The following is a 19,932-nucleotide window of genomic DNA, read 5'->3' on the forward strand; positions in this document are numbered from 1 at the left end:
CGGAGCCGGTGTCGTCCGGTTCCGGCCGCCGCGCCGGCCAACTCACCTACTGGAGCGGCCACTTACGTCACGCTCCCGGGCCCGGCCAGAGTCCGTCCTTCGTGAGCCCCAGCAACTCGATCGCGTTGCGGCGGACGATGCGATCGACCACGTCCGCGTCGAGGTGCCCCATCTGCGACTCCCCGACCTCCCTCGACTTGGGCCAGGTCGAGTCGGAGTGGGGGTAGTCGGTCTCGTAGAGGACGTTGCCGACGCCGATGGAGTCGAGGTTGCGCAGCCCGAACGCGTCGTCGAAGAAACAGCCGTAGACGTGGTCGGCGAAGAGTTCGGACGGCGGACGGTGGACCTTGTCGGCGACCCCGCCCCAGCCCCGGTTCTCCTCCCACACGACGTCGGCGCGTTCGAGGATGTACGGAATCCAGCCGATCTGCCCCTCGGCGTACATGACTTTGAGGTTCGGGAAGCGCTCGAACTTGCCGCTCATCAGCCAATCCACCATGGAGAAGCAGCAGTTGGCGAAGGTGATGGTCGAACCGACCGCGGGCGGCGCGTCCTTGGAGGTGGACGGCATCCGGCTGCTGGAGCCGATGTGCATGGCGATGACGGTCCCCGTCTCGTCGCAGGCGGCGAGGAAGGGGTCCCAGTCGTCGGAGTGCACGGAGGGCAGCCCGAGGTGGGGCGGGATCTCGGAGAACGCGACGGCACGCACCCCGCGCGCGGCGTTGCGGCGGACCTCGGCGGCGGCCAACTCGGCGTCCCACAGAGGGATCAGGGTGAGCGGTATCAGCCGGCCGCGCGCCTGCGGCCCGCACCACTCCTCCACCATCCAGTCGTTGTACGCGCGCACGCACAGCAGCCCGAGCTCACGGTCGTCCGCCTCAGTGAAGGTCTGCCCGCAGAAGCGGGGGAAGGTGGGGAAACACACCGCCGACTGCACGTGGTTGACGTCCATGTCGGCGAGGCGCGCGGGGACGTCGTAGGAGCCGGGCCTCATCTGGTCGTAGGTGATGACCTCGAGGCGGATCTCGTCGCGGCTGAAGCCGACGGCCGTGTCGAGGCGGGTCAGCGGGCGTTGCAGGTTCTCGAAGAGCCACCAGTCGCCGACCGGTCCGTCGTCGCCCTTCTCGCCCATCACGGGCTTGAACCGTCCGCCCAGGAAGGTCATCTCCTTCAGGGGCGCCCGGACGACTCGCGGGCCGGTGTCGAGGTGTTTCTTCGGGAGGCGGTCCTGCCAGACGCGCGCGGGTTCGACGGTGTGGTCGTCGACGGAGATGATCAGCGGGAACTCTGTCGTGGTCTCCATGTCGGCCACGGTAGCGCCGATCTGACGGATCGTCAGCTAGTGCGGCGAGGGGGGTTCCCCGGTCGCGGTGACTCCCCCTCCGGGTCACCGCGACCGTCTCCGTCCCCCCAGACTCCCCCGTGGAGTGGGACGCCCGTCCGGCCACTCCCCCGAGTGTTGCCGGACGGGCCCTGCAACGACTCCGGCCGTTCCCCCCGGTCCGGCCGTCCGTTGGTAAGAGCATGTCAGTGAGCGATAAACGTTCCATGAACGTCTGCCTCCGTATGCCGGGGGCAACTTTCGGGGGGGCAATACGCAAGGGGTAGGCCGCAGGAGGTAGACCGCAAGGGGTAGGCCGCAGGAGGTAGCCCCCAGGGGGTAGCCCTCAGGAGGTAGGCCGTCGGGGTTACGCCCGTGGGGCTACGCCTCGGGAGCCACCCCTACGCCACCGCCGACAGCTCCAGCAGCCCCCGTACCTCCTCCGCCTCCGGTGCCCTCAGCTCCTCGTAGATGCCGAGCGCCTCGGTCCAGCAGACGTGCGCCCGTCCGGCCTGCCCCAGCCCGCTGAGGGCCCGGCCGAGGACCGTGAGGACGAGCCCCCGGCGCCACTCCCCGCCGATCCCCCGCAGCGCGGTGAGCGCGAGGTCGGCGTTGGCGGCGGCCTGGGCGGGCCGGCGGGCGGCGAGGTCGACCTCGGCGAGCCGGAAGAGGGTCATGCCCTCCCACAGCCGCTGCCGGCTGTCGCGGAAGACGTCGAGCGCGTCACGCAGGATGTCGGCGGCCGTGGTGAGCAGCCCGCTCTCGGTGAGCGCGAGCCCGAGCGCGTACCGACCGTTGGCGCCGCGCAGGGCGTTGCCGGTCCGGTCGTAGATGCCGATGCCCTGGTGGGCCAGCGTCACCGCGCTGTCGACGCGGCCGGTCGCGAGGTGGATACGGGAGAGGTTGCACAGGACGCTCGCCTCGCCCGCCCGGTTCTTGTTCGCGCGGAAGTTGTCGAACGCGAGCGTCAGATGCCGCTCGCCCTCTTCGTGCCGGCCCTGGTAAAGGGCGATGATGCCACGGGCGTTGGGGGCCCAGCAGCGCGCGACGGGGTCGTCGGCGTCCTCGGTGATGCGCAGCACCTCGACGGCGGCGGCGTCGGCCCGGTCGAAGCGTCCCGCGACGAGGTGGACGTCCGTGAGGGTGACCAGCGCCCGGCCGAGCGCGTGCCGGTCGTCGGCCGAACGGGCCCGCTGGAGCGCCTCGTTGGCGGCGACCTCGTACTCGCGGGCGTTGGCGCCGGACTCCGCGAGGTCCTTCGCGACCCACAACAGGTCGACGGCGCGGCGCAGTCGGCCGTCCCCGATGGACTGCCGGACGCAGGACAGCAGCGCGCCCGCCTCGGCGTACAGCCAGTCCTGCGCGTCGTGCCGGTCCTCGAAGCGCAGCCCGGGGTAGGCGGTTTCCTCCAGTTGCTCGACGAGCCGGTCGCCGGGCCGCTCGACCGCGTACACGCCGGCGGCCGTCGCGAGGTAGAAGTCCAGCAGCCGGGTGAGCGCCGACTCCCGTTCGGAGGAGGGGAGTTCGTCACGCTCCGCGCATGCGCGCGCGTAGAGGCGGACCAGGTCGTGGAAGCGGTAGCGGCCGGGTGCCGCCGATTCGAGGAGCGAGGTGTCGACGAGGGACTCCAGCAGGTCCTCGGTGTCGTCCGGCGGCAGTTTCAGGACAGCCGCGGCGGCGGGGAGGGAGATGTCGGGTCCGTCGGCGAGGCCGAGGAGGCGGAAGGCGCGCGCCTGCGCGGGCTCCAACTGGCCGTATCCCAGCTCGAATGTTGCCTTCACGGCAAGATCTCCGGCCTGGAGCTCGTCCAACCTGCGCCTCTCGTCGGCGAGTTTGTCCGCGAGGACGGAGACGGTCCAGGTGCGGCGGGCGGCGAGCCGGCACGCGGCGATGCGGATCGCGAGCGGCAGGAAGCCGCACGCGGCGACGACGTCGAGCGCCGACTCCCGTTCGGAGGCGACGCGTTCGGCACCGACGATGCGGGTGAAGAGGGCGAGTGCCTCGTCCGGTGCCATGACGTCGAGGTCGACGAGGTGCGCGCCCGCGACGCCCACCATGCGGGTACGGGAGGTGACGAGGGCCGCGCAGCCCGCCGTCCCGGGCAGCAGCGGCCGTATCTGGGCGGCGTCGCGGGCGTTGTCGAGGAGGACCAGGAGGCGGCGGCCGTCGAGCAGGGAGCGGAACAGCGCCGAGCGCTCCTGGAGCGAGTCGGGGATCGACGGGTCGGCGGTGCCGAGGGCACGCAGGAACGCGCCGAGGACGGCCTGCGGTTCGGCGGGGCGGGGGCTCGCGCCCTGGAGGTCGACGTACAACTGGCCGTCGGGGAAGGCGGATCGGGCCTGGTGGGCGACGTGCACGGCGAGTGTCGTCTTGCCCACGCCGCCGATCCCGGCGACCGCCGAGACGGCCATCACCCGGTGCTCGTCCCCGGGCTCCGAGACGAGCGCTTCCCCCAACTCCCGGGCGAGCGCCTCGCGTCCGGTGAAATCCGGTACCGAAGCGGGGAGTTGGGCGGGCAGAATACGGACCAGGGGGGCGTCGGCGGCCGGTGCCTCCGGTTCGGCGAGCGCGGGGTCGGCGCGCAGGATGCGGTCCTGGAGCTCGCGCAGACCGGGACGCGGGTCGACGCCGAGCTCCTCGGCCAGCAGGCGGCGGGTGTCGGCGTACACGGCAAGTGCCTCCGCCTGACGGCCACTTCGGTACAGCGCCAGCATGAGCAGCTCGCGCAGCCGCTCCCTGAGCGGGTGTTCGGCGGTGAGGGAGGTCAACTCCGCGACGGCTTCGGCGTGTCGGCCGAGTTCGAGGTCGAGATCGAGGCGGTTCTCGATGAGTTTGAGGCGCAGTTCCTCCAGCCGGACGCGCTGCGACTCCGCGTACGGTCCGGGTACGCCCGCGAGTGTCTCGCCCTCCCAGAGGCCGAGCGCGTGGTTCAGCCGGTCCCGCGCGGCGCGCACGTCGCCCGCCGACCACGCCTTCTCGGCTTCCTCGGACAGGATCTGAGCCTGCGTCAGGTCGAGCCCGACGGCGCCGGCCGGGTCGCGCAGCGCGTATCCCCCGGCGTCGCTGACCAGCGTGCGCGAGGTGAGGACCTTCCGCAGCCGGGAGACGTACGTCCGCAGCGCGGCCAGCGCCTGGGGTGGCGGGTCCTCGCCCCACACCGCGTCGATCAGCTCGGCGGCGGTCACCGTGCGGCCCTCGCGCAGGAGCAACGTCGCGAGCACGGCGCGCTGTTGGGGAGACCCGGTGGGCAGCGGCTCGTCGTCCCGCCAGGCCCGTACCGGTCCGAGCACGCCGAACCTCAGACCCGCCGCGTCCTCCTCGTCCCGCGAGGGCTCGCGGCGCCCCCGCCCCGGCACGCGCGGTACTCGGTCGTCCATCGAGGTCTCCCTGGGCGCTCCTGTTGACCAGCCCAGTTTGCCCTGCTGGCACGGGACCCGTCAGCAACCGGAAACACCGGTCACACGGCGGCACACGGGATTACACACGTCCCTCACGCACTCTCCACAACACGGGAGGCTGTGACGTATGCCACTACGAACGTTTTCGGCAATCCCCGAACGTCAGCCGCGCAGCCGCCCCTTGACCACTTTCCCACTCGCATTCCGGGGCAACTCGCCCACGAACTCCACCACTCGGGGCACCTTGTAGTTCGCCATCTCGCGCCGCGCCCAGGCGATCAGGTCGTCCCCGGTCGCCACGGCCCCGGCCCGCCGGACGACGTACGCCTTGCCGACCTCTCCGAGGCGGGCGTCCGGTATGCCGACGACGGCGACGTCCGCGACGGCCGGATGCAGCCCGAGGAGTTGCTCTATCTCGGCCGGATACGCGTTGAAACCGCCGACGATGAACATGTCCTTGATCCGGTCGGTGATCCGCAGGTTCCCGGCCTCGTCCAGGACCCCTACGTCTCCGGTACGGAGCCAGCCGTCCGGCGTGATCACCTCCCGGGTCGCCACGTCGTCCCCGTAGTACCCGCGCATGACGTTGAACCCCCGTACCAGCACCTCCCCCGGCTCGCCGGACGGCAGTGCCACGCCCGCCGCGTCCACCACCCGGATCTCCGTCCCGGGGATCGCCCGGCCGGACGTCGTCGCGATCACCTCCGGCTCGTCGCCGCGCCGGCACATCGTGACGATGCCGCTCGCCTCGGAGAGCCCGTACGCGGTGAGCACCGTCGCCACCCCCAGCTCGTCCCGCAGCCGTTCGACGAGCCGCAGCGGGACGACGGCCGCGCCCGTCACCACCAGCCGCAGCGACGACAGGTCGTACGACGCCCTCGCGGGGTGGTCCAGGAGCGACTGGTGGAGCGTGGGCGGGCCGGGCAGGACGGTGACGCGCTCCGCCGCGATGTTCGCGAGCGCGGTCGTCACGTCGAACACCGGCTGCGGGATCATCGTCGCGCCCCGGGTCAGGCAGGCGATCACCCCGGCCTTGTAGCCGAACGTGTGGAAGAAGGGGTTCACGATCAGATACCGGTCCCCCTGCCGCAGCCCCGCCAGCTCGCTCCAGGCGTCGTAGCCGCGCAGGGTCTGCTCGTGGGTGATGACGGCGCCCTTGGGGCTACCCGTAGTACCCGAGGTGAAGATGATGTCGGAGGGCGAGGAGCCGGTGATCGAGGGACCCGTAGTACCCACGTCCTCCCCCACCCCCTCCCCACCCACCAGAAACTCCTTCCACGTCCGGAACCCCAGCGGCGCGTCCTCCGCCAGCACCACCACCTCCCGAAGCTCCGGCAGCCCCGGCAGCGGCCCCTCCCCGACCCCTTCCCCCGCGGCCCGCCGCAGCGACGCGACGTAGGACGTGCCCAGGAACGTCCCCGTCACGAACAGCAGCCGCGCCCCGCTCCGGCGCAGCACGTCCGCCGCCTCACCCCCCTTGAACCGGGTGTTGAGCGGCACCAGCACACCCCCTGCCGACACCGCCCCGAGCGCCGCGACCACCCACTCCAGCGAGTTCGGCGCCCAGACCCCCACCCGGTCCCCCACCCGCACCCCCGCCGCCGCGCAGGCCGCCGCCGCCCGTTCGACCCGCTCCCCCAGCTCCCGGTAGGACACCCGGACCCGCCCGTCCACCACCGCCTCGGTCTCCCCGTACCGCTCGGACGCCGAACGCACCAGCCCGGGAATGCTCTGCCACTCCATGAACGGCCTCCGATCGCACGGCCTCCGACGAGACGGAAGACAGTAGCTGACGGTCCGTCAGATTAGCGGTAACCTGACGCACTGTCAGCAGGTCGGACCGGGAGGGGGACATGGCCGGACTCAAGGACGCGACAGCCATCGTCGGCATCGGGCAGACGCCGTTCGCCAAACGCCTCCCGGAGGACGAACGGACGCTCGCCTGCCGGGCCGTCCTCGCCGCCCTGGACGACGCGGGGATCACCCCGGGCGAGGTGGACGCGGTCGCCTCGTTCACGATGGAGGAGACGGACGAGGTCGAACTCGCGAAGGCGGTCGGCTTCGGCGACCTCACCTTCTTCGCCAAGTCCCCCTACGGCGGCGGCGGTTCCTGCGCGACCGTCGCCCACCTCGCCACCGCGATAGCCGCCGGACAGGCGAGCGTCGGCGTCGCCTGGCGCTCCCGCAAACGCGGCAGCGGCCCCCGCCCCTGGACGAACACGGCGGTCCAACTCCCCACCCCCGCCCAGTGGACGCGCCCCTTCGGCCTGCTCCGCCCCGCCGACGAGATCGCGATGCTGGCCCGCCGCCACATGCACGAGTACGGCACCACCCGCGACCACCTCTTCAACGTCGCCCTGGCCTGCCGCAACCGCGCGAACCAGAACCCGGCCGCGATCATGTACGACCGCCCGCTGACCCGCGAGATGTACATGACCTCGCGCTGGATCAGCGAACCCCTCTGCCTGTTCGACAACTGCCTGGAGACGGACGGGGCGTTGGCCTGTGTGGTGGTCTCCGCGGAACGGGCCCGCGACTGCCGCCGCACCCCGGTCTACATCCACTCCGCCGCCCAGGGCCTGCCCGCCCAGCACCACGGCATGGTCAACTACTGGAACGACGACCCGCTCACCGGCCCCTCCTGGGCGACGGCCCGACACCTGTGGAAACAGGCCGACTTCACCCCGGCGGACGTCCATGTCGCCCAGATCTACGACGCGTTCACCCCGCTGGTCCCGCTCTCCCTGGAGGGCTACGGATTCTGCGGGCGCGGTGAGGGCGGCGCGTTCACCGAGGGCGGCGCGCTGGAACTGGGCGGACGGCTCCCGGTGAACACGGGCGGCGGCGGCCTCTCGGAGGCGTACGTGCACGGTTTCAACCTCATCAACGAGGGCGTGAAGCAGCTCCGGGGCACCAGCACCGCGCAGGTCCCCGGCGCCGCGACCTGCCTCGTCACCGCGGGCGAGGGGGTCCCCACCTCCGCGCTGCTGCTCAGGACGTGAAGAGCCCACCTCTGGGACGGAGTTGAGGAGCCCCGCCATGCTGACCCCGCTGCCCGACACCGACGGCGCCCCCTTCTGGGCGTACGCGGCGCAGGGCGAACTCCGCGTCCAGACCTGCACGGAGTGCGCCGAGCCCCGCTTCCCGCCCCGCCCCTGCTGCCCGAACTGCCAGTCGTTCGAGTCCACTTGGCGGCTCACGTCGGGAAGGGGCCGCATCTGGTCGTACGTCGTCCCGCACCCGCCCCTCCTGCCGGACTACGCCGCGCAGGCCCCCTACAACGTCGCCCTGATCGAACTCGACGACGCCCCCCGCGTCCGCCTCGTCGGCAACGTCGTCACCCACCCCGGCGCACCACTCAACTCCCTTGATCCGCACCGGCTCCGGATCGGCGCCCGGGTCCACGCGGTGTTCCCCGACGACGGCCTCCCCCAGTGGGTGCTGGCATGACCCCGCGGCTCGACACCGACAAGGAGACCGGTGTCGCGGTGGTCACCCTCGACCGTCCGGAGAAACTCAACGCGATCGACGTCCCGACGGCCCGGCAACTCGCGGAAATCTGGCGGCAATTGCGGTTCGACGACACCGTACGCGTGATCGTCCTCACCGCCGCCGGAACCCGCGCCTTCTCCACCGGCCTCGACCGCGACACGGTGGTCCCGCAGCCCAACTCGCCTTATATGCAGGACGATCCGCTCCTGCATATCGGACCCAAGTCCAACGACCTCTGGAAACCGGTGATCGCGGCCGTCGAGGGAATGGCGTGCGGCGGCGCTTTCTATCTGCTGGGCGAGAGCGAGTTCATCGTGGCCGGCGAGGGCGCCCGGTTCTTCGACCCGCACACGACGTACGGAATGGTCAGCGCCTACGAGTCGGTGCTGATGGCGCAGCGGATGCCGTACGGCGAGGTCGCACGGATGATGCTGATGGGCACGGCGGAAAGAGTCTCCGCGCGACGCGCCTACGAGGTGGGGCTCGTCTCCGAACTCACCGACGCGGGAAACGCGTTGGGCGCCGCCGTCGAGCGGGCGAGGGTGATTGCCGGATATCCGCCGGAGGGGGTGCAGGGGACGGTGCGGGCGCTGTGGGCGGCGCGGGAGGCGGCCCATGCACAGGGTTTCGCGCAGGCTCCGCACCTCATAGCGCTGGGAAATCTGCCGGACGACCGGCAGAATCAACTCTTCACAGAAAGAACCCAGAATTTCCGAATTCGCTGAAAAGAGACGGCATTTAGGCCGGGAAGCGCCCATAAACTGATCCCATGATCCAGCACCGCACGATAGAAGTGAACGGCGTCACCCTCCACATCGCCGAGGCCGGGACCGAGGGCCCGCTGGTGGTCCTGCTGCACGGCTTCCCGGAGTCCTGGCACTCCTGGCGCCACCAGTTCGCGCCGCTCGTCGAGGCCGGGTTCCGTGTCGTCGCCCCGGACCAGCGCGGCTACGGCGCCTCGGACCGCCCGGCGGACGTCGCGTCGTACAGCATCCTGCACCTCGTCGGGGACGTGATCGGGCTGATCCACGCGCTCGGTGAGGAGACGGCGTTCGTCGTCGGCCACGACTGGGGTGCGCCGGTCGCCTGGCACACGGCGCTGCTGCGGCCCGACGTGGTGCGCGGGGTCGCGGGGCTCAGCGTGGCCCCGACGCCGCGCGGCACCCGTCGGCCGCTGGAGGTGGTGAAGGCGGTGTACCAGGGCCGCTTCTACTGGACGTACTTCAACGAAGTCGGCGTGGCCGACGAGGAGTTCGGGCGGGACCCGAAGGCGGCACTGCGGAGGTTCGTGCACGCGTTCTCCGGTGACGCCCCGGGCGAGCCCGGCGTCCACCAGGCCCTGGTCGAGCCGGGCACCCCGTGGCTGGAGCAGCTCCCCGACACCGCCGAACAGCCGGACTGGTTCCCGGAGTCCGACCTCGACGAGCTGGCCGAGGGGTACGCCAAGGGCTTCACCGGCGCCCTCAACTGGTACCGGAACCTCGACCGCAACTGGGAGTTGACCGGCCCCTACGCGGGCGCGTCCATCACCACGCCCGCGCTCTACGTGTACGGCGACCGCGACCCCGTCGCGTACTTCCCCGGCACCCCCGAACTCATCGCGAGGCTCCCGGAGTTGGTGCCGGGTCTGCGACGGCCCCCGGTCGTCCTGCCGGGCTGCGGCCACTGGACCCAGCAGGAGCGGCCGGCCGAGGTGAACGAACTGCTCGTCGAGTTCCTGACCGAACTCCGCGACGAGCAGGCGTAACTCCCGGGAGACCGGGCGTGGTTCAGGCGACCGGCGCGGTGGCCTCGACCTCGCAGCGGACCACCTTCGCGGCGAGGCCGTCGTCACCGACCGGCACCTGCACGGACTCCGTCTGCTTCCCCCGGACCAGCTCCTTGGTCACCGGCTCGGCGACGACCGCCCCGTCCGCGTCCAGGAACCTGACGGTGATCCGGAACCACTCCACCGACGCGTTGGGGTTGGTGACCTTCACCGTCGCGTACGGCGTCTTCCCCGTCGCGCACTCGACGAGTGAGACGCGCCCGCGCTCGACGACCGTGGGCGTCTTCGCGGACGAACCCCCGCCGGACGAGCCGGAGTTGTCGTCATCGTCGTAGTCGTTGTCCCGGTAGTGCGTGCCGTTCCCCGACGAACTGCCGCCGGAGGACGAGGAACCGCCGCCCGAGGACGACGAACTGTCGTGATTCTGGCGGGAACTGCTGCACCCGCCCCCTCCGCCGCCCCCACTGTGGCTGCTCCCGTGCCCGCGCCCGGTGGAGAACCCGGTGAGCGCGAACACGACCAGCGCCGAGACAGCCGTAAGCCTGAAGATGTGCCCCCGTCGTTGCATACGATCACTCTAGGCAACGCCTGTCACGACCATGTCACCGAACGGCGAGCACGGCGTGGAGAACCCGGGGAGCCCCGGACGAGCCACCCGCCTGAGCCCGGCCCCCTACATGGGCCGAGCCGTCCCCGTCCCCTTCTCCGCGTCCAGCGCGTACACGCACCGGTCCTTGCTGCACGCGTACACGACCCCGTCCCGTACGACCGGAGAGCCAGTGATCTCCCCGCCGGTCGCCAGCTTCCAGCGCAGCCGCCCGTCGTCCGCCTTGAGCGTGTACAGCAGGCAGTCGGTGGACCCGAAGTGAATCCGCCCCTCGGCGACGGCGGGCGCCCCCACGATGTCCCCACCGGCCTGGAACCGCCACTTGGGCGTACCGGTCACGGCGTCGAGGGTGTAGAGCCCCTTGCCGCTCCCCACGTGCACATGTCCGGCGGCGACCAGTACGGGGTCGATGGAGGACCGGGCCTCGGTGGCGATCCGCCAGCGGTCGCGCCCGTCGGCGGCGTCGATCGCGTAGACCGTCCCGAGGTAGTCCGCGAGGTAGACCCCGCCCCCGGTGACGGCCGGCCCCGGCACGAACGCGGGCGGCGACAGGAACGCGGCGGGCGCCTCGAAGTGCCAGCGCACCATCCCGGTCGCGATGTCGATCGACAGCACCCGTGTCCCCGCGGAGACGTACACGTTCCCGTCCCCCGCAGGGGTGACCCGTACGGGTACGCCCCCGCAGGAGGCGGCGTCACCGATGGGGTAGGACCAGCGTTCCTCACCCGTACGGGCCTCCAGGGCCCGCAGTCGGGCGTCCTGCCAGACGTAGACCGTGCCCTCGTGGAGCACGGGGCCCGCCTCGGGGGACTCGAAGTCGGTCTGGCAGCCGCCGATCTCCCACAGCTTCTGCCCGTTCGACGCCTCCCAGCCCTGCGCACCGCCCCCGCGCGTGCCGGTGACGATGGTGCCGCGCTCGGCCCTGAGGGAGTACACCCAGGCGTCCGCGGGCAGCCGCCACAGGTCACCGCCCTCGCGGGCGTCGAGGGCGAAGAGGGTGGGCCCGTCGGAGGCGTGCACCCGGCCGTCCGCGACGGCCATGGACCAGGCGACGTCCCGCGTCTTGAACCGGCGCCGGCCGGTCGCGACGTCCAGGGCGTGCACCTCGAAGGAGGTGACGTAGACGAGGTCGCCGTCGACCGAGGGGGTCCCCCAGACGTCGTTGGACATGCGGAAGCGCCACGGCCGCCAGCCGGGCGGCGCCTCGGGGGGCGCGCTCGGCAGGGCGGGCGCGCCGGTCGCCCCAGGTACTCCGGGTACTACGGGATCGGCGCCGTTGGCCCCGGCACCCGCCCCGGCACCCACGCCCGGCCGCACGCGCGTCCAGGACCCGGTCAGCCCCGGGTCGGGCACGGGGGCCCGGACGGCGGAGGTGGCCCGGATGTCGGAGATCCGCGGTCCGGGGCCGATCGGGATCGGCGCACCCGCGAGTCGTACGGGTCCGGGGTCGGGGGACCCGACCGCGACGGGGAACGGCGCCGGACCGGCCGGCCTCGGGGGTACTACGGGTACTACGGGATCGTGCGACGGCGGAGGCGGCAGCGCGGGCCGGGACCCGAGGTTGACCCCGCCCCCGCTCCGCCCGGACGGCCCGGCGGGCTTCGGCGCCCGCCCGCCCCTACGGGTCTCGATCATCGTGACGGCCTTCTCCGGCAGCCACGCGGACGCCGTACCGCTGTCGTCGGACCCCGACCCGAACAGATGCGGCGCGAGCTGCGCCTGGAGGTCGGCCGGGTTGGGCCGCGCGGTGGCCTCCATCTGCATGCACGACTCGATGAGGGGCCGCAGCTCGTCCGGCAGCCCCTCCAGGTCGGGCCCTTCCCGCAACAGCATGAAAACGGTCTCTACCGGATTCGCGCCGTGGAACGGCGGATGCCCGGTCGCGGCGAAGACGAGCATGGACCCGAGCGAGAACACGTCGCTCGCCCCGGTCACGCTCCGCGAGTCCTTCGCCTGCTCGGGCGACATGTACGCGGGGGTGCCCACGGCCACGTTCGTCATGGTCAGGCGGGTGTTGGAGACCCCGGAGGCGATACCGAAGTCGATTACCCGGGGGCCGTCCTCGACGACCAGGACGTTCGACGGTTTGAGGTCGCGGTGGACGAGACCCGCGCCGTGGATGGACTGGAGGGCCTCGGCGACCCCGGCCGCCAGCCACCGCACCGCCTGGGCCGGCATCGGCCCGCAGTCGTTCACTATCTCTTCGAGGGAGGGCGCCGGGACGTACGCGGTCGCCAGCCACGGCACGGCCGCGCGCGGATCGGCGTCCACGACGGCCGCCGTGTAGAAACCGCTTACAGCACGTGCCGCCTCGACCTCGCGTGTGAACCGCACGCGAAAGAGCTGGTCCTCGGCGAGCTCGGTGCGCACCGTCTTGATCGCCACGCGCCGGCCCGACGCGGAGCGCGCCAGATAGACCAGCCCCATGCCGCCGGCCCCCAGCCGTCCCAGCACCTCGAACGGCCCGATCCGCCGCGGATCGTGCTGCGTCAGCTGATCCACCACTTGCCTGCCACCTCCCCGTACGGGCCGCGCAAGCCACGTCTTCACGCGACCCCGTGCAGCGTCTCACCACCGCACCGCCTTGGCGGCACGCACCCCCGATTCTTCCTGGCCGGGCGGCTGGTTGCGAACCCGGTGAAAAATAGGGCGCTACTTCATCTACCGGAAGGTTTCCGGCAAATCAACGCCGGATCGCCTTCGGTCCGACGTCGTTTCACGCCGTTTCGACGCCGAAACAGTGGTTCTCACCGCTGCAACAACGCGAAGGACGCCCCTTGATTGTCCGATACGACGGCGGCGACCCCGTAGGACGTCGGGAACGGCCCCGCCTGGACCCGCCCGCCGAGGCGTACGACGGTCCGTACCGCGACGGCGCAGTCCTCGACGCCGAAGTGGACGACGAAGTGCGGGGGCATCTCGGCGGGGAACACGTCGGACACGGGGGCGCGGCCGAAGTCGGGGCGGGCGCCCTGGCCGAAGAGGGCCTCGTGGAAGAGCCCGCCGTAGAAGGAGTTCACGGCGTCGATGTCCCGGGCGTACAGCTCGGCCCAGACGAAAGTACTAGGGGTGTGACGGGCGCCGAAGCCGGGGTGCCGCTCCCCCTGCCAGAGCCCGAAGACGGCCCCCTCGGGGTCGGTGACCAGGGCGGCGGCACCGAGCCGGCCGACCGGGAAGGGGGCCATGACGACCTGGCCGCCGACGGCGACGATGCGTCCGGCGGTGCGGCGGATGTCGGGGGCGGCGAAGTAGACGGTCCAGACGGTGGGCATCCGGCCGTCCGACTTGGGAGACAGCGCAGCAACCGCTTTCCCGTCTTTTCTGGCCCACAGCGAGCCGCCGTGGGCCATTCCGGGGTCGTCGGGCTCGGTGAAGGTCCACCCGAAGAGCTCACCGTAGAAACGCTGTCCCGCGTCGAGGTCGGGGAGCTGCGCGTCGACCCAGCAGGGCACGCCCTCGCCGTAGCCGCTCTCGCCGTAGGCGCCCTCGCCATGGGCACCCGCGCCCGAGGCGCCGCCCTCTCCGTACCCCGATGCCCTGTTTTCGGCCATGCGCCCAAAGTAACGGCGCCGCCCGCACCGCGCAGACCAGCGAGACCCTCCTCCGGAGCAGGGTGCACCCCATTTGGATCGGCCGAATCGCGCTCCGATCACCCCTCGGTAAGCTGACGGCATGACAGGACAAGTGCGTACCGTCGACGGCCGCGTAGCCGGTCGGCGTGGGCAGGCCACGCGGCAGAAGCTGCTGGACTGCCTCAGCGAGATGCTCAGCTCCTCTCCTTACCGGGACGTCAAGGTCATCGATGTCGCCCGGAAGGCGGGCACTTCGCCCGCGACCTTCTACCAGTACTTCCCGGACGTCGAAGGCGCCGTCCTGGAGATCGCCGAGCAAATGGCCACCGAGGGCGCGGGGTTGACCGAACTCCTCGAAGGCCGCTCGTGGGTCGGCAAGGCCGGCTGGCAGACCGCCCAGGAACTCGTGGACGGCTTCCTGGAGTTCTGGCGGAAGAACGAGGCGATCCTGCGAGTCGTGGACCTCGGCGCGGCCGAGGGCGACAAGCGTTTCTACAAGCTCAGGATGAAGATCCTGAACTCCGTGAACAACTCCCTCTCGGACGCGGTCGCCGAGTTGCAGTCCAAGGGCAAGGTCGACAAGGACGTGAACCCGGCGGCCGTCGCCGGTTCCCTCGTCGCCATGCTCGCGGCCGTCGCCTCGCACCAGAAGGGGTTCACCACCTGGGGTGTGAAGCAGGCCGAACTCAAGCCGAATCTGGCGCTGTTGGTGCACCTCGGCATCACCGGCAAGAAGCCGACGAAGTAGGCGTGCAGACCTGACTCGTCCTGTCTCAGCGGGCGGTGGTTCACCTGGGTGGGCCATCGCCCGTTGCCGTCACCCGGCGCCGGCAGCGCTCCCGGCGGTGATCCTGAACAGGCGGATCTCACGGTCGATCCGCGCCTGGTACGTCGCGTACGGCGGCCAGAACGCGAGCGCCGCTTTCCACGCCGCGGCCCGCTCCTCCCCCGCCAACAGCCGCGCGCTGACCGGGATTTCGGTGCCCTTCCAGTTGACGGAAGCCTCCGGGTGGGCGATGAGGTTCGCGGTCCACGAAGGATGCCCCGGGCGGCCGAAGTTGGAGCCGATGAGCAGCCAATTCCCGTCGCCCTCGGGCATGCAGGCGAGCGGCGTACGCCGGGCCAGCCCGCTGCGGGCCCCCGTCGAGGTGAGAATCACCCCCGGCAGCATCTGCGCGCTCAGCAGCACCTTGCCCCGGCTGAGGCGGTGTACGGCGCGGTCGAGCGCGGGGATGACGCGCGGCGCGAATCTGCTGAACCCCCGTGTGGAGGACACGCGTTGGACGAGCCGGACCCCGATGGTGATCACGCGGTGACCTCCTGTGTGCGGAAGATTCCCGCGGCGTCGGCGGCCCGTTCCCGGAGCCGGTGAACCGGCCCGAACAGCAACTCGTCGCCGACCGCCCGCTTGAAGTACAGATGCGCGTCGTGCTCCCAGGTGAACCCGATGCCGCCGTGCAGTTGAATGCCCTCGGCGGCGGCGAGCCGCAGCGCGTCGAGGGCCCGCGCGAGGGCGATCCTCCCCGCCGACTCCCGCCCGGCGGCCCAGGCGGCGTAGTACGCGGCTGAACGGGCGGCCTGCACCTGCGTGTACACGTCCGCGAGCCGGTGCTGCACGGCCTGGAAGGACCCGATGGCCCGCCCGAACTGCTCGCGCTGCTTGACGTGTTCGACGGTCAGCTCCAGTACGCGCCCGGCGGCACCGACGGCCTCGCAGGCGAGGTGCGCGGCGAACAGCTCCCCGGCTGAGACGAGCGCGGGCAGGACGTCGACGTCGTCCCCGAGCAACTCGGCGGGAACGTCCCTCAGTTGGACGCGCCCGAGTGGCCGGGTGACGTCAAGTGAGGTATGCCGCAACCGAGTCAGCCCGACGGCATCCCCTCGTACGACGAACAGCCGCACCCGGGACCGGGCGAACCCTCCGCAGTGCGCGGCGACGATCAGCAGCCCGGCACTGTGCCCGTCGAGGACGCGCACGACCTCGCCGTAGAGCCGCCAGCCGCTGTCATGGGGCCGGGCCTGTACGCCGCCGGCGCGCCCTCCCCCAGCCCAGTCGCCGTCGTTCCCGCAGGTGAGGGCGAGGGCGGTGACCGGTGCGGCGAGGGTGGCGGTGAGCTGTCCGGCGGCGATGCGGGGCAGGAGGGCCGCGCGCTGCTCGGCGCTGCCGAGGGCGAGGACGAGCGGGGCGGCGAGGACGGTGGTCGCGGTGAAGGGGGACGGCGCCAGGGAGCGGCCCAGTTCCTCTCCGGCGAGGGCGAGTTCGAGGGTGCCGCAGCCGACTCCGCCGTACGCCTCCGGCAAGGCGAGGCCGGGGAGGCCGAGTTGGGAGGAGAGCGCGCTCCACAAGGCGGGGTCGTGTCCGGCGGGGGTCTCTGCCGCCGCCCTCAGCTCGGCCGATCCACAACGTTTGCCGAGGAGTTCGCGCAGGGTGCGCTGGATCTCGTGCTGTTCGGCGGTGAGGCTGGCGTCCACGGGTCCCCCAGGGCTCAACATCTGACGATCCGTCATACCAAAGCGCCGACACATATAGAAGAGAACCGATCTGATGTACCGTCAGATCTCATGACGCGCAAGGTAGCTGTGGTGGGTGCCGCCCTCTCCGACTGCGGTCGCCTCGACGACACGACTCCGTACGCCCTCCACGCCCAGGCGGCCCGCCGCGCGCTGGCCGACGCCGGGCTGGACCGGGGCCTGATCGACGGTTTCGCCTCGGCCGGACTCGGCACGCTCGCGCCGGTCGAGGTCGCCGACTACCTCGGGCTGCGGCCGACGTGGGTGGACTCGACGTCCGTCGGCGGTTCCACGTGGGAGGTGATGGCCGCGCACGCCACCGACGCGATCGCCGCCGGGCACGCCAACGTCGTCCTCCTGGCGTACGGTTCGACGGCTCGGGCGGATGTGCGGGCCGGGCGGCGGGGCGGGACGCTGTCCTTCGGCAGCAGAGGGCCGAGCCAGTTCGAGGTGCCGTACGGGCACACGCTGATCGCCAAGTACGCGATGGCCGCGCGGCGGCACATGATCGAATTCGGTACGACGGTCGAGCAGTTGGCGTCGGTGGCGGTGCAGGCCCGCGCCAACGCTTCGCTGAATCCCGAGGCGATGTTCCGGACGCCGATCACCGAAGCGGACGTCCTGGACGGGGAGTTGATCGCCGACCCGTTCACCAAGCTGCACTGCTGCGTGCGGTCCGACGGCGGGGCGGCGGTGTTGCTGGCGGCGGAGGAGTACGTGCGGGACTGCCGTTCGGCGCCGGTGTGGGTGCTCGGGAGTGGGGAGCACGTGTCGCACGCGAGCATGTCGGAGTGGGCCGACTTCACGGTGTCGCCCGCTGCGGTGAGTGGGCGGATCGCTTTCGAGCGGGCGGGAGTTGAGCCTGCCGACATCGACTTCGCGGAGATCTACGACGCGTTCACCTACATGACGCTGGTGACGCTCGAAGACCTCGGCTTCTGCGCGAAGGGCGAGGGTGGTGCCTTCGTCGAGAAGGGCCGACTCCTGGTCGAGGGTGGGGAGTTGCCGGTCAACACGGACGGGGGCGGGCTGTCTGCCCAACACCCTGGCATGCGGGGGCTGTTCCTCTTGGTCGAGGCGGTCCGTCAACTTCGTGGCGAGGCAGGGGCCAGGCAAGTCCGTTCCCGGGACGGGGACTTGCCTAGGTTGGGGGTGGCGTCGGGGACGGGCGGGTGGTTCTGCTCCTCGGGGACGGTGGTGCTGGGGAGGTGAATCCCGTCACCTCTTCACGTACCCCTCCGCTCCCTCCCTCGGCAGCAGGGCCCACATCTTCGTGCCGCCGTTGAAGGTGCTGCTGGGGCCGATGCCCCAGTTGCCGTCGCAGGCGCCGATGACACGGTCGAGGAGGTCGAGGGAGGTGCAACGGTGGTCTTCGCAGGCGGACTTGAGGTGGCGGTTGGTGTGCTGGGGGTGGTCGTCGAAGAGGGTGATGTACAGGGCGTCGTGGCGGTAGCGGAGGGAGAGGTAGATCTCGTTGCCCGGGGTGAACCGGCAGGCGCAGGTGGTGAGTTCGCTGACGGTCTGAACGGCGGCGTCGGCCATCGGGGTGAGGGAGTGGACGTTGAGGATGGCGCGGGTGGCGTGGCGGGCGACGCCGGGGGTCTGGAGGTCGGCGGGGAGGGTGAAGCTGTAGCGGAGGTCGGTGGGGAGGCAGGGGATGAAGGCGAGTTGGGTGGGGTTGAGGCGGGGGGACCGACAGGTTCCGTCTCCGGGCATGTCGAGGGTCACGGCAACTCCCTTGGGGCGCGTGGGGATTGAGGGGCTCAGTAACTGAGCCATGACCGACTGTAGGGATGCTTGTTCCGTGATGTCCACCGGTTCGCTAATAATTGCCACCAACGAGTTGGACTCGGCTACCTTGCCCACGGCAGACTTGATGCGACCACACGCATAAGGGGCAGCATGGGCACACGACGTACACCGACCCAGCGTCAGAAGCGCCTGGGTGCGGAGTTGCGAAAGATGCGGATGGCGGCCGGCATCCCCACCGAGTACGCCGCCGGGCTCCTTGGCATCGACCGGACCAAGCTGTCCAACATGGAGTCCGGCATCCGGATCTTCCCCGCCGACCGCATCCGTACGCTCGCCTGCAACTACGACTGCACGGACGAGGATTACGTCAACGCACTGGTCGCCATGGCCGAGAACAAGGAACGCGGCTGGTGGGAGGAGTACCGCGGCACCCTACCTGCGGGCCTGCTGGACATCGCCGAGCTGGAATGGCACGCCATGCGCCTATGCCCGGTCCAGTTCATGCACCCGCCCGGCCTCCTCCAGACCGAGGAGTACGCGCGCGGAATCTTCGGCGCCGGACTGATCCCCATCAGCCGCCTGGAGATCGAGTTGCGGGTCGCCCACCGCATGGCCCGCCAGCAGATCTTCGACCGACCCGCCCCGTCCCCCTTCACCACCTACATCCACGAAGCCGCTCTGCGCATGCGCTTCGGCAGCATCGACGCCACTCGAAACCAACTGACCCACCTGGCTGAGCAGTCCGAGCGCGACAGCATCGAGGTTCGCGTCATCCCTGTGACCGTCATGGACTTCCCGGGCGCCGGGCACACCATGCTCTACGCCGACGGCCCGGTCCCCCAGCTCGACACCGTGCAGCTGGACTCCACCAGCGGCCCCGTATTCACAGACGCAGAGACCCAACTCGCGAAGTACCGTGCACATATGACCTGGATGGACACCGCCGCACTGCCCCCGGCAGCCTCACGCGACTTCATCCTTACCGTTGCCCGCGAACTTTGAGGATCACTGTGCACAGCGATATCACCTGGGAAGAACCCTTTTGCCAAGAAGGCTCCGCCTGCTTCCGACTTGGCACCGATATTGCCGGAAACGCTTACATCGCCGTTGCTGGCCAGGAAGACACCCCCCTCACCGACTCCCGCGAAGCGCTCCGCGCGCTCATCCTCGAAATCAAGGCCGGTAAAGCCGACCACCTCCTCTGACCCGCCCAGTACCGTGCGCCTATGAGGACTCCCACACACAACCACATCACCTGGGAAGACCCCTTCTGCGGCGAAGGCAACAACTGCTTCCGCCTCGGCACCGACACCTCCGGCAACGCCTACATCGCCGTCGCCGGGCAAGAAGACACCCCCCTCACCGACACCCACGACGCCCTCCGCGCCCTCATCCTCGAAATCAAAGCCGGAAAAGCCGACCACCTCCTCTGACCCGCCCACCCCCAGCAACCCCCGCGCCCCCGCCCGCGCATGCTCAATCCCGTACAGAACCCCCCACCCCCCAGAACG

18 protein-coding genes are annotated in these 19,932 nt (G+C 70.9%); 9 read left to right on the top strand and 9 right to left on the bottom strand.

All coding sequences use genetic code 11. The features are described 5' to 3' along the window. Positions 1-67: 67 nt before the first annotated feature. The 3 genes from ABZX85_RS33865 to ABZX85_RS33875 form a co-directional block, all read right to left on the bottom strand. Entirely contained in the window at positions 68-1,303 is a 1,236-nt protein-coding gene (locus tag ABZX85_RS33865) for an amidohydrolase family protein (RefSeq protein ID WP_355877258.1), read from the bottom strand. A 419-nt stretch (positions 1,304-1,722) separates the two neighbouring features. Further along, a complete protein-coding gene (locus ABZX85_RS33870; RefSeq protein WP_355877261.1) occupies positions 1,723-4,698 on the bottom strand; it encodes a BTAD domain-containing putative transcriptional regulator in 2,976 nt (991 codons plus the stop codon). Positions 4,699-4,881: 183 nt separating this feature from the next. Continuing rightward, positions 4,882-6,462, bottom strand: a complete 1,581-nt coding sequence (locus ABZX85_RS33875; protein ID WP_355877264.1) for a FadD3 family acyl-CoA ligase — start codon at positions 6,460-6,462, stop codon at positions 4,882-4,884. 110 nt (positions 6,463-6,572) lie between these two features. On the opposite strand from ABZX85_RS33875, the gene ABZX85_RS33880 reads away from it, so the two are divergent. Genes ABZX85_RS33880 through ABZX85_RS33895 form a run of 4 tightly spaced genes read left to right on the top strand, consistent with a single transcriptional unit; the run spans position 6,573 to position 9,958 of the window. Beyond that, positions 6,573-7,721 carry a lipid-transfer protein gene (locus tag ABZX85_RS33880; protein ID WP_355877267.1) on the top strand — a complete coding sequence of 383 codons (1,149 nt, stop codon included), beginning with the start codon at positions 6,573-6,575 and terminating at the stop codon, positions 7,719-7,721. A 37-nt stretch (positions 7,722-7,758) separates the two neighbouring features. Further along, positions 7,759-8,169 (top strand): OB-fold domain-containing protein, encoded by a 411-nt coding sequence (locus ABZX85_RS33885; RefSeq protein WP_355877270.1) that lies wholly within the window; start codon positions 7,759-7,761, stop codon positions 8,167-8,169. Then, complete coding sequence (locus ABZX85_RS33890; protein WP_355877273.1) at positions 8,166-8,936, top strand: enoyl-CoA hydratase/isomerase family protein; 771 nt, start codon at positions 8,166-8,168, stop codon at positions 8,934-8,936. Before ABZX85_RS33885 ends, ABZX85_RS33890 begins: the two co-directional genes overlap by 4 nt. A 44-nt stretch (positions 8,937-8,980) precedes the next feature. Continuing rightward, a complete protein-coding gene (locus ABZX85_RS33895) occupies positions 8,981-9,958 on the top strand; it encodes an alpha/beta hydrolase (RefSeq protein WP_355877276.1) in 978 nt (325 codons plus the stop codon). A 22-nt stretch (positions 9,959-9,980) separates the two neighbouring features. Here the strand turns inward: ABZX85_RS33895 and ABZX85_RS33900 are convergent, their stop codons facing one another. The 3 genes from ABZX85_RS33900 to ABZX85_RS33910 form a co-directional block, all read right to left on the bottom strand. Beyond that, entirely contained in the window at positions 9,981-10,547 is a 567-nt protein-coding gene (locus ABZX85_RS33900) for a hypothetical protein (protein ID WP_355877279.1), read from the bottom strand. A 105-nt stretch (positions 10,548-10,652) separates the two neighbouring features. Continuing rightward, entirely contained in the window at positions 10,653-13,091 is a 2,439-nt protein-coding gene (locus tag ABZX85_RS33905) for a serine/threonine-protein kinase (RefSeq protein ID WP_355877282.1), read from the bottom strand. 242 nt (positions 13,092-13,333) lie between these two features. Next, on the bottom strand, positions 13,334-14,137 hold the full coding sequence (locus ABZX85_RS33910; protein ID WP_355877285.1) for a VOC family protein: 804 nt from the start codon (positions 14,135-14,137) through the stop codon (positions 13,334-13,336). Positions 14,138-14,270: 133 nt separating this feature from the next. Here ABZX85_RS33910 and ABZX85_RS33915 point away from each other — a divergent pair, with 133 nt between their 5' ends. Beyond that, positions 14,271-14,906 carry a TetR family transcriptional regulator gene (locus ABZX85_RS33915; RefSeq protein ID WP_355877547.1) on the top strand — a complete coding sequence of 212 codons (636 nt, stop codon included), beginning with the start codon at positions 14,271-14,273 and terminating at the stop codon, positions 14,904-14,906. Positions 14,907-14,975: 69 nt separating this feature from the next. On the opposite strand, the gene ABZX85_RS33920 is transcribed toward ABZX85_RS33915, so the two are convergent. Both ABZX85_RS33920 and ABZX85_RS33925 read right to left on the bottom strand, forming a co-directional pair. Then, positions 14,976-15,464 carry a nitroreductase/quinone reductase family protein gene (locus ABZX85_RS33920; RefSeq protein ID WP_355877550.1) on the bottom strand — a complete coding sequence of 163 codons (489 nt, stop codon included), beginning with the start codon at positions 15,462-15,464 and terminating at the stop codon, positions 14,976-14,978. Continuing rightward, positions 15,464-16,630, bottom strand: a complete 1,167-nt coding sequence (locus tag ABZX85_RS33925) for an acyl-CoA dehydrogenase family protein (RefSeq protein ID WP_355877288.1) — start codon at positions 16,628-16,630, stop codon at positions 15,464-15,466. The genes ABZX85_RS33920 and ABZX85_RS33925 overlap by 1 nt, the downstream gene beginning before the upstream one ends. 90 nt (positions 16,631-16,720) lie before the next feature. Here ABZX85_RS33925 and ABZX85_RS33930 point away from each other — a divergent pair, with 90 nt between their 5' ends. Continuing rightward, positions 16,721-17,881 (top strand): acetyl-CoA acetyltransferase, encoded by a 1,161-nt coding sequence (locus ABZX85_RS33930; protein ID WP_355877291.1) that lies wholly within the window; start codon positions 16,721-16,723, stop codon positions 17,879-17,881. Positions 17,882-17,887: 6 nt separating this feature from the next. Here ABZX85_RS33930 and ABZX85_RS33935 read toward each other — a convergent pair whose 3' ends face one another. Beyond that, the gene (locus ABZX85_RS33935) at positions 17,888-18,397 is read right to left on the bottom strand and encodes an ATP-binding protein (protein ID WP_355877294.1); all 510 of its coding nucleotides are present in this window, start codon (positions 18,395-18,397) and stop codon (positions 17,888-17,890) included. A gap of 174 nt (positions 18,398-18,571) precedes the next feature. Between ABZX85_RS33935 and ABZX85_RS33940 the strand changes: the two genes are divergently transcribed. Genes ABZX85_RS33940 through ABZX85_RS33950 form a run of 3 tightly spaced genes read left to right on the top strand, consistent with a single transcriptional unit; the run spans position 18,572 to position 19,854 of the window. Further along, positions 18,572-19,423: a helix-turn-helix transcriptional regulator gene (locus ABZX85_RS33940; protein ID WP_355877297.1), complete on the top strand. Its 852-nt coding sequence runs from the start codon at positions 18,572-18,574 to the stop codon at positions 19,421-19,423. An 8-nt stretch (positions 19,424-19,431) separates the two neighbouring features. Further along, positions 19,432-19,626, top strand: coding sequence for a hypothetical protein (locus ABZX85_RS33945; RefSeq protein WP_355877300.1), 195 nt, complete (start codon positions 19,432-19,434; stop codon positions 19,624-19,626). A gap of 21 nt (positions 19,627-19,647) precedes the next feature. Next, positions 19,648-19,854, top strand: coding sequence for a hypothetical protein (locus ABZX85_RS33950; protein ID WP_355877303.1), 207 nt, complete (start codon positions 19,648-19,650; stop codon positions 19,852-19,854). Positions 19,855-19,932 lie beyond the last annotated feature (78 nt).

Origin of the sequence: Streptomyces sp. NPDC004539, from assembly GCF_040610055.1 — a bacterium.
Lineage (GTDB): Bacteria > Actinomycetota > Actinomycetes > Streptomycetales > Streptomycetaceae > Streptomyces.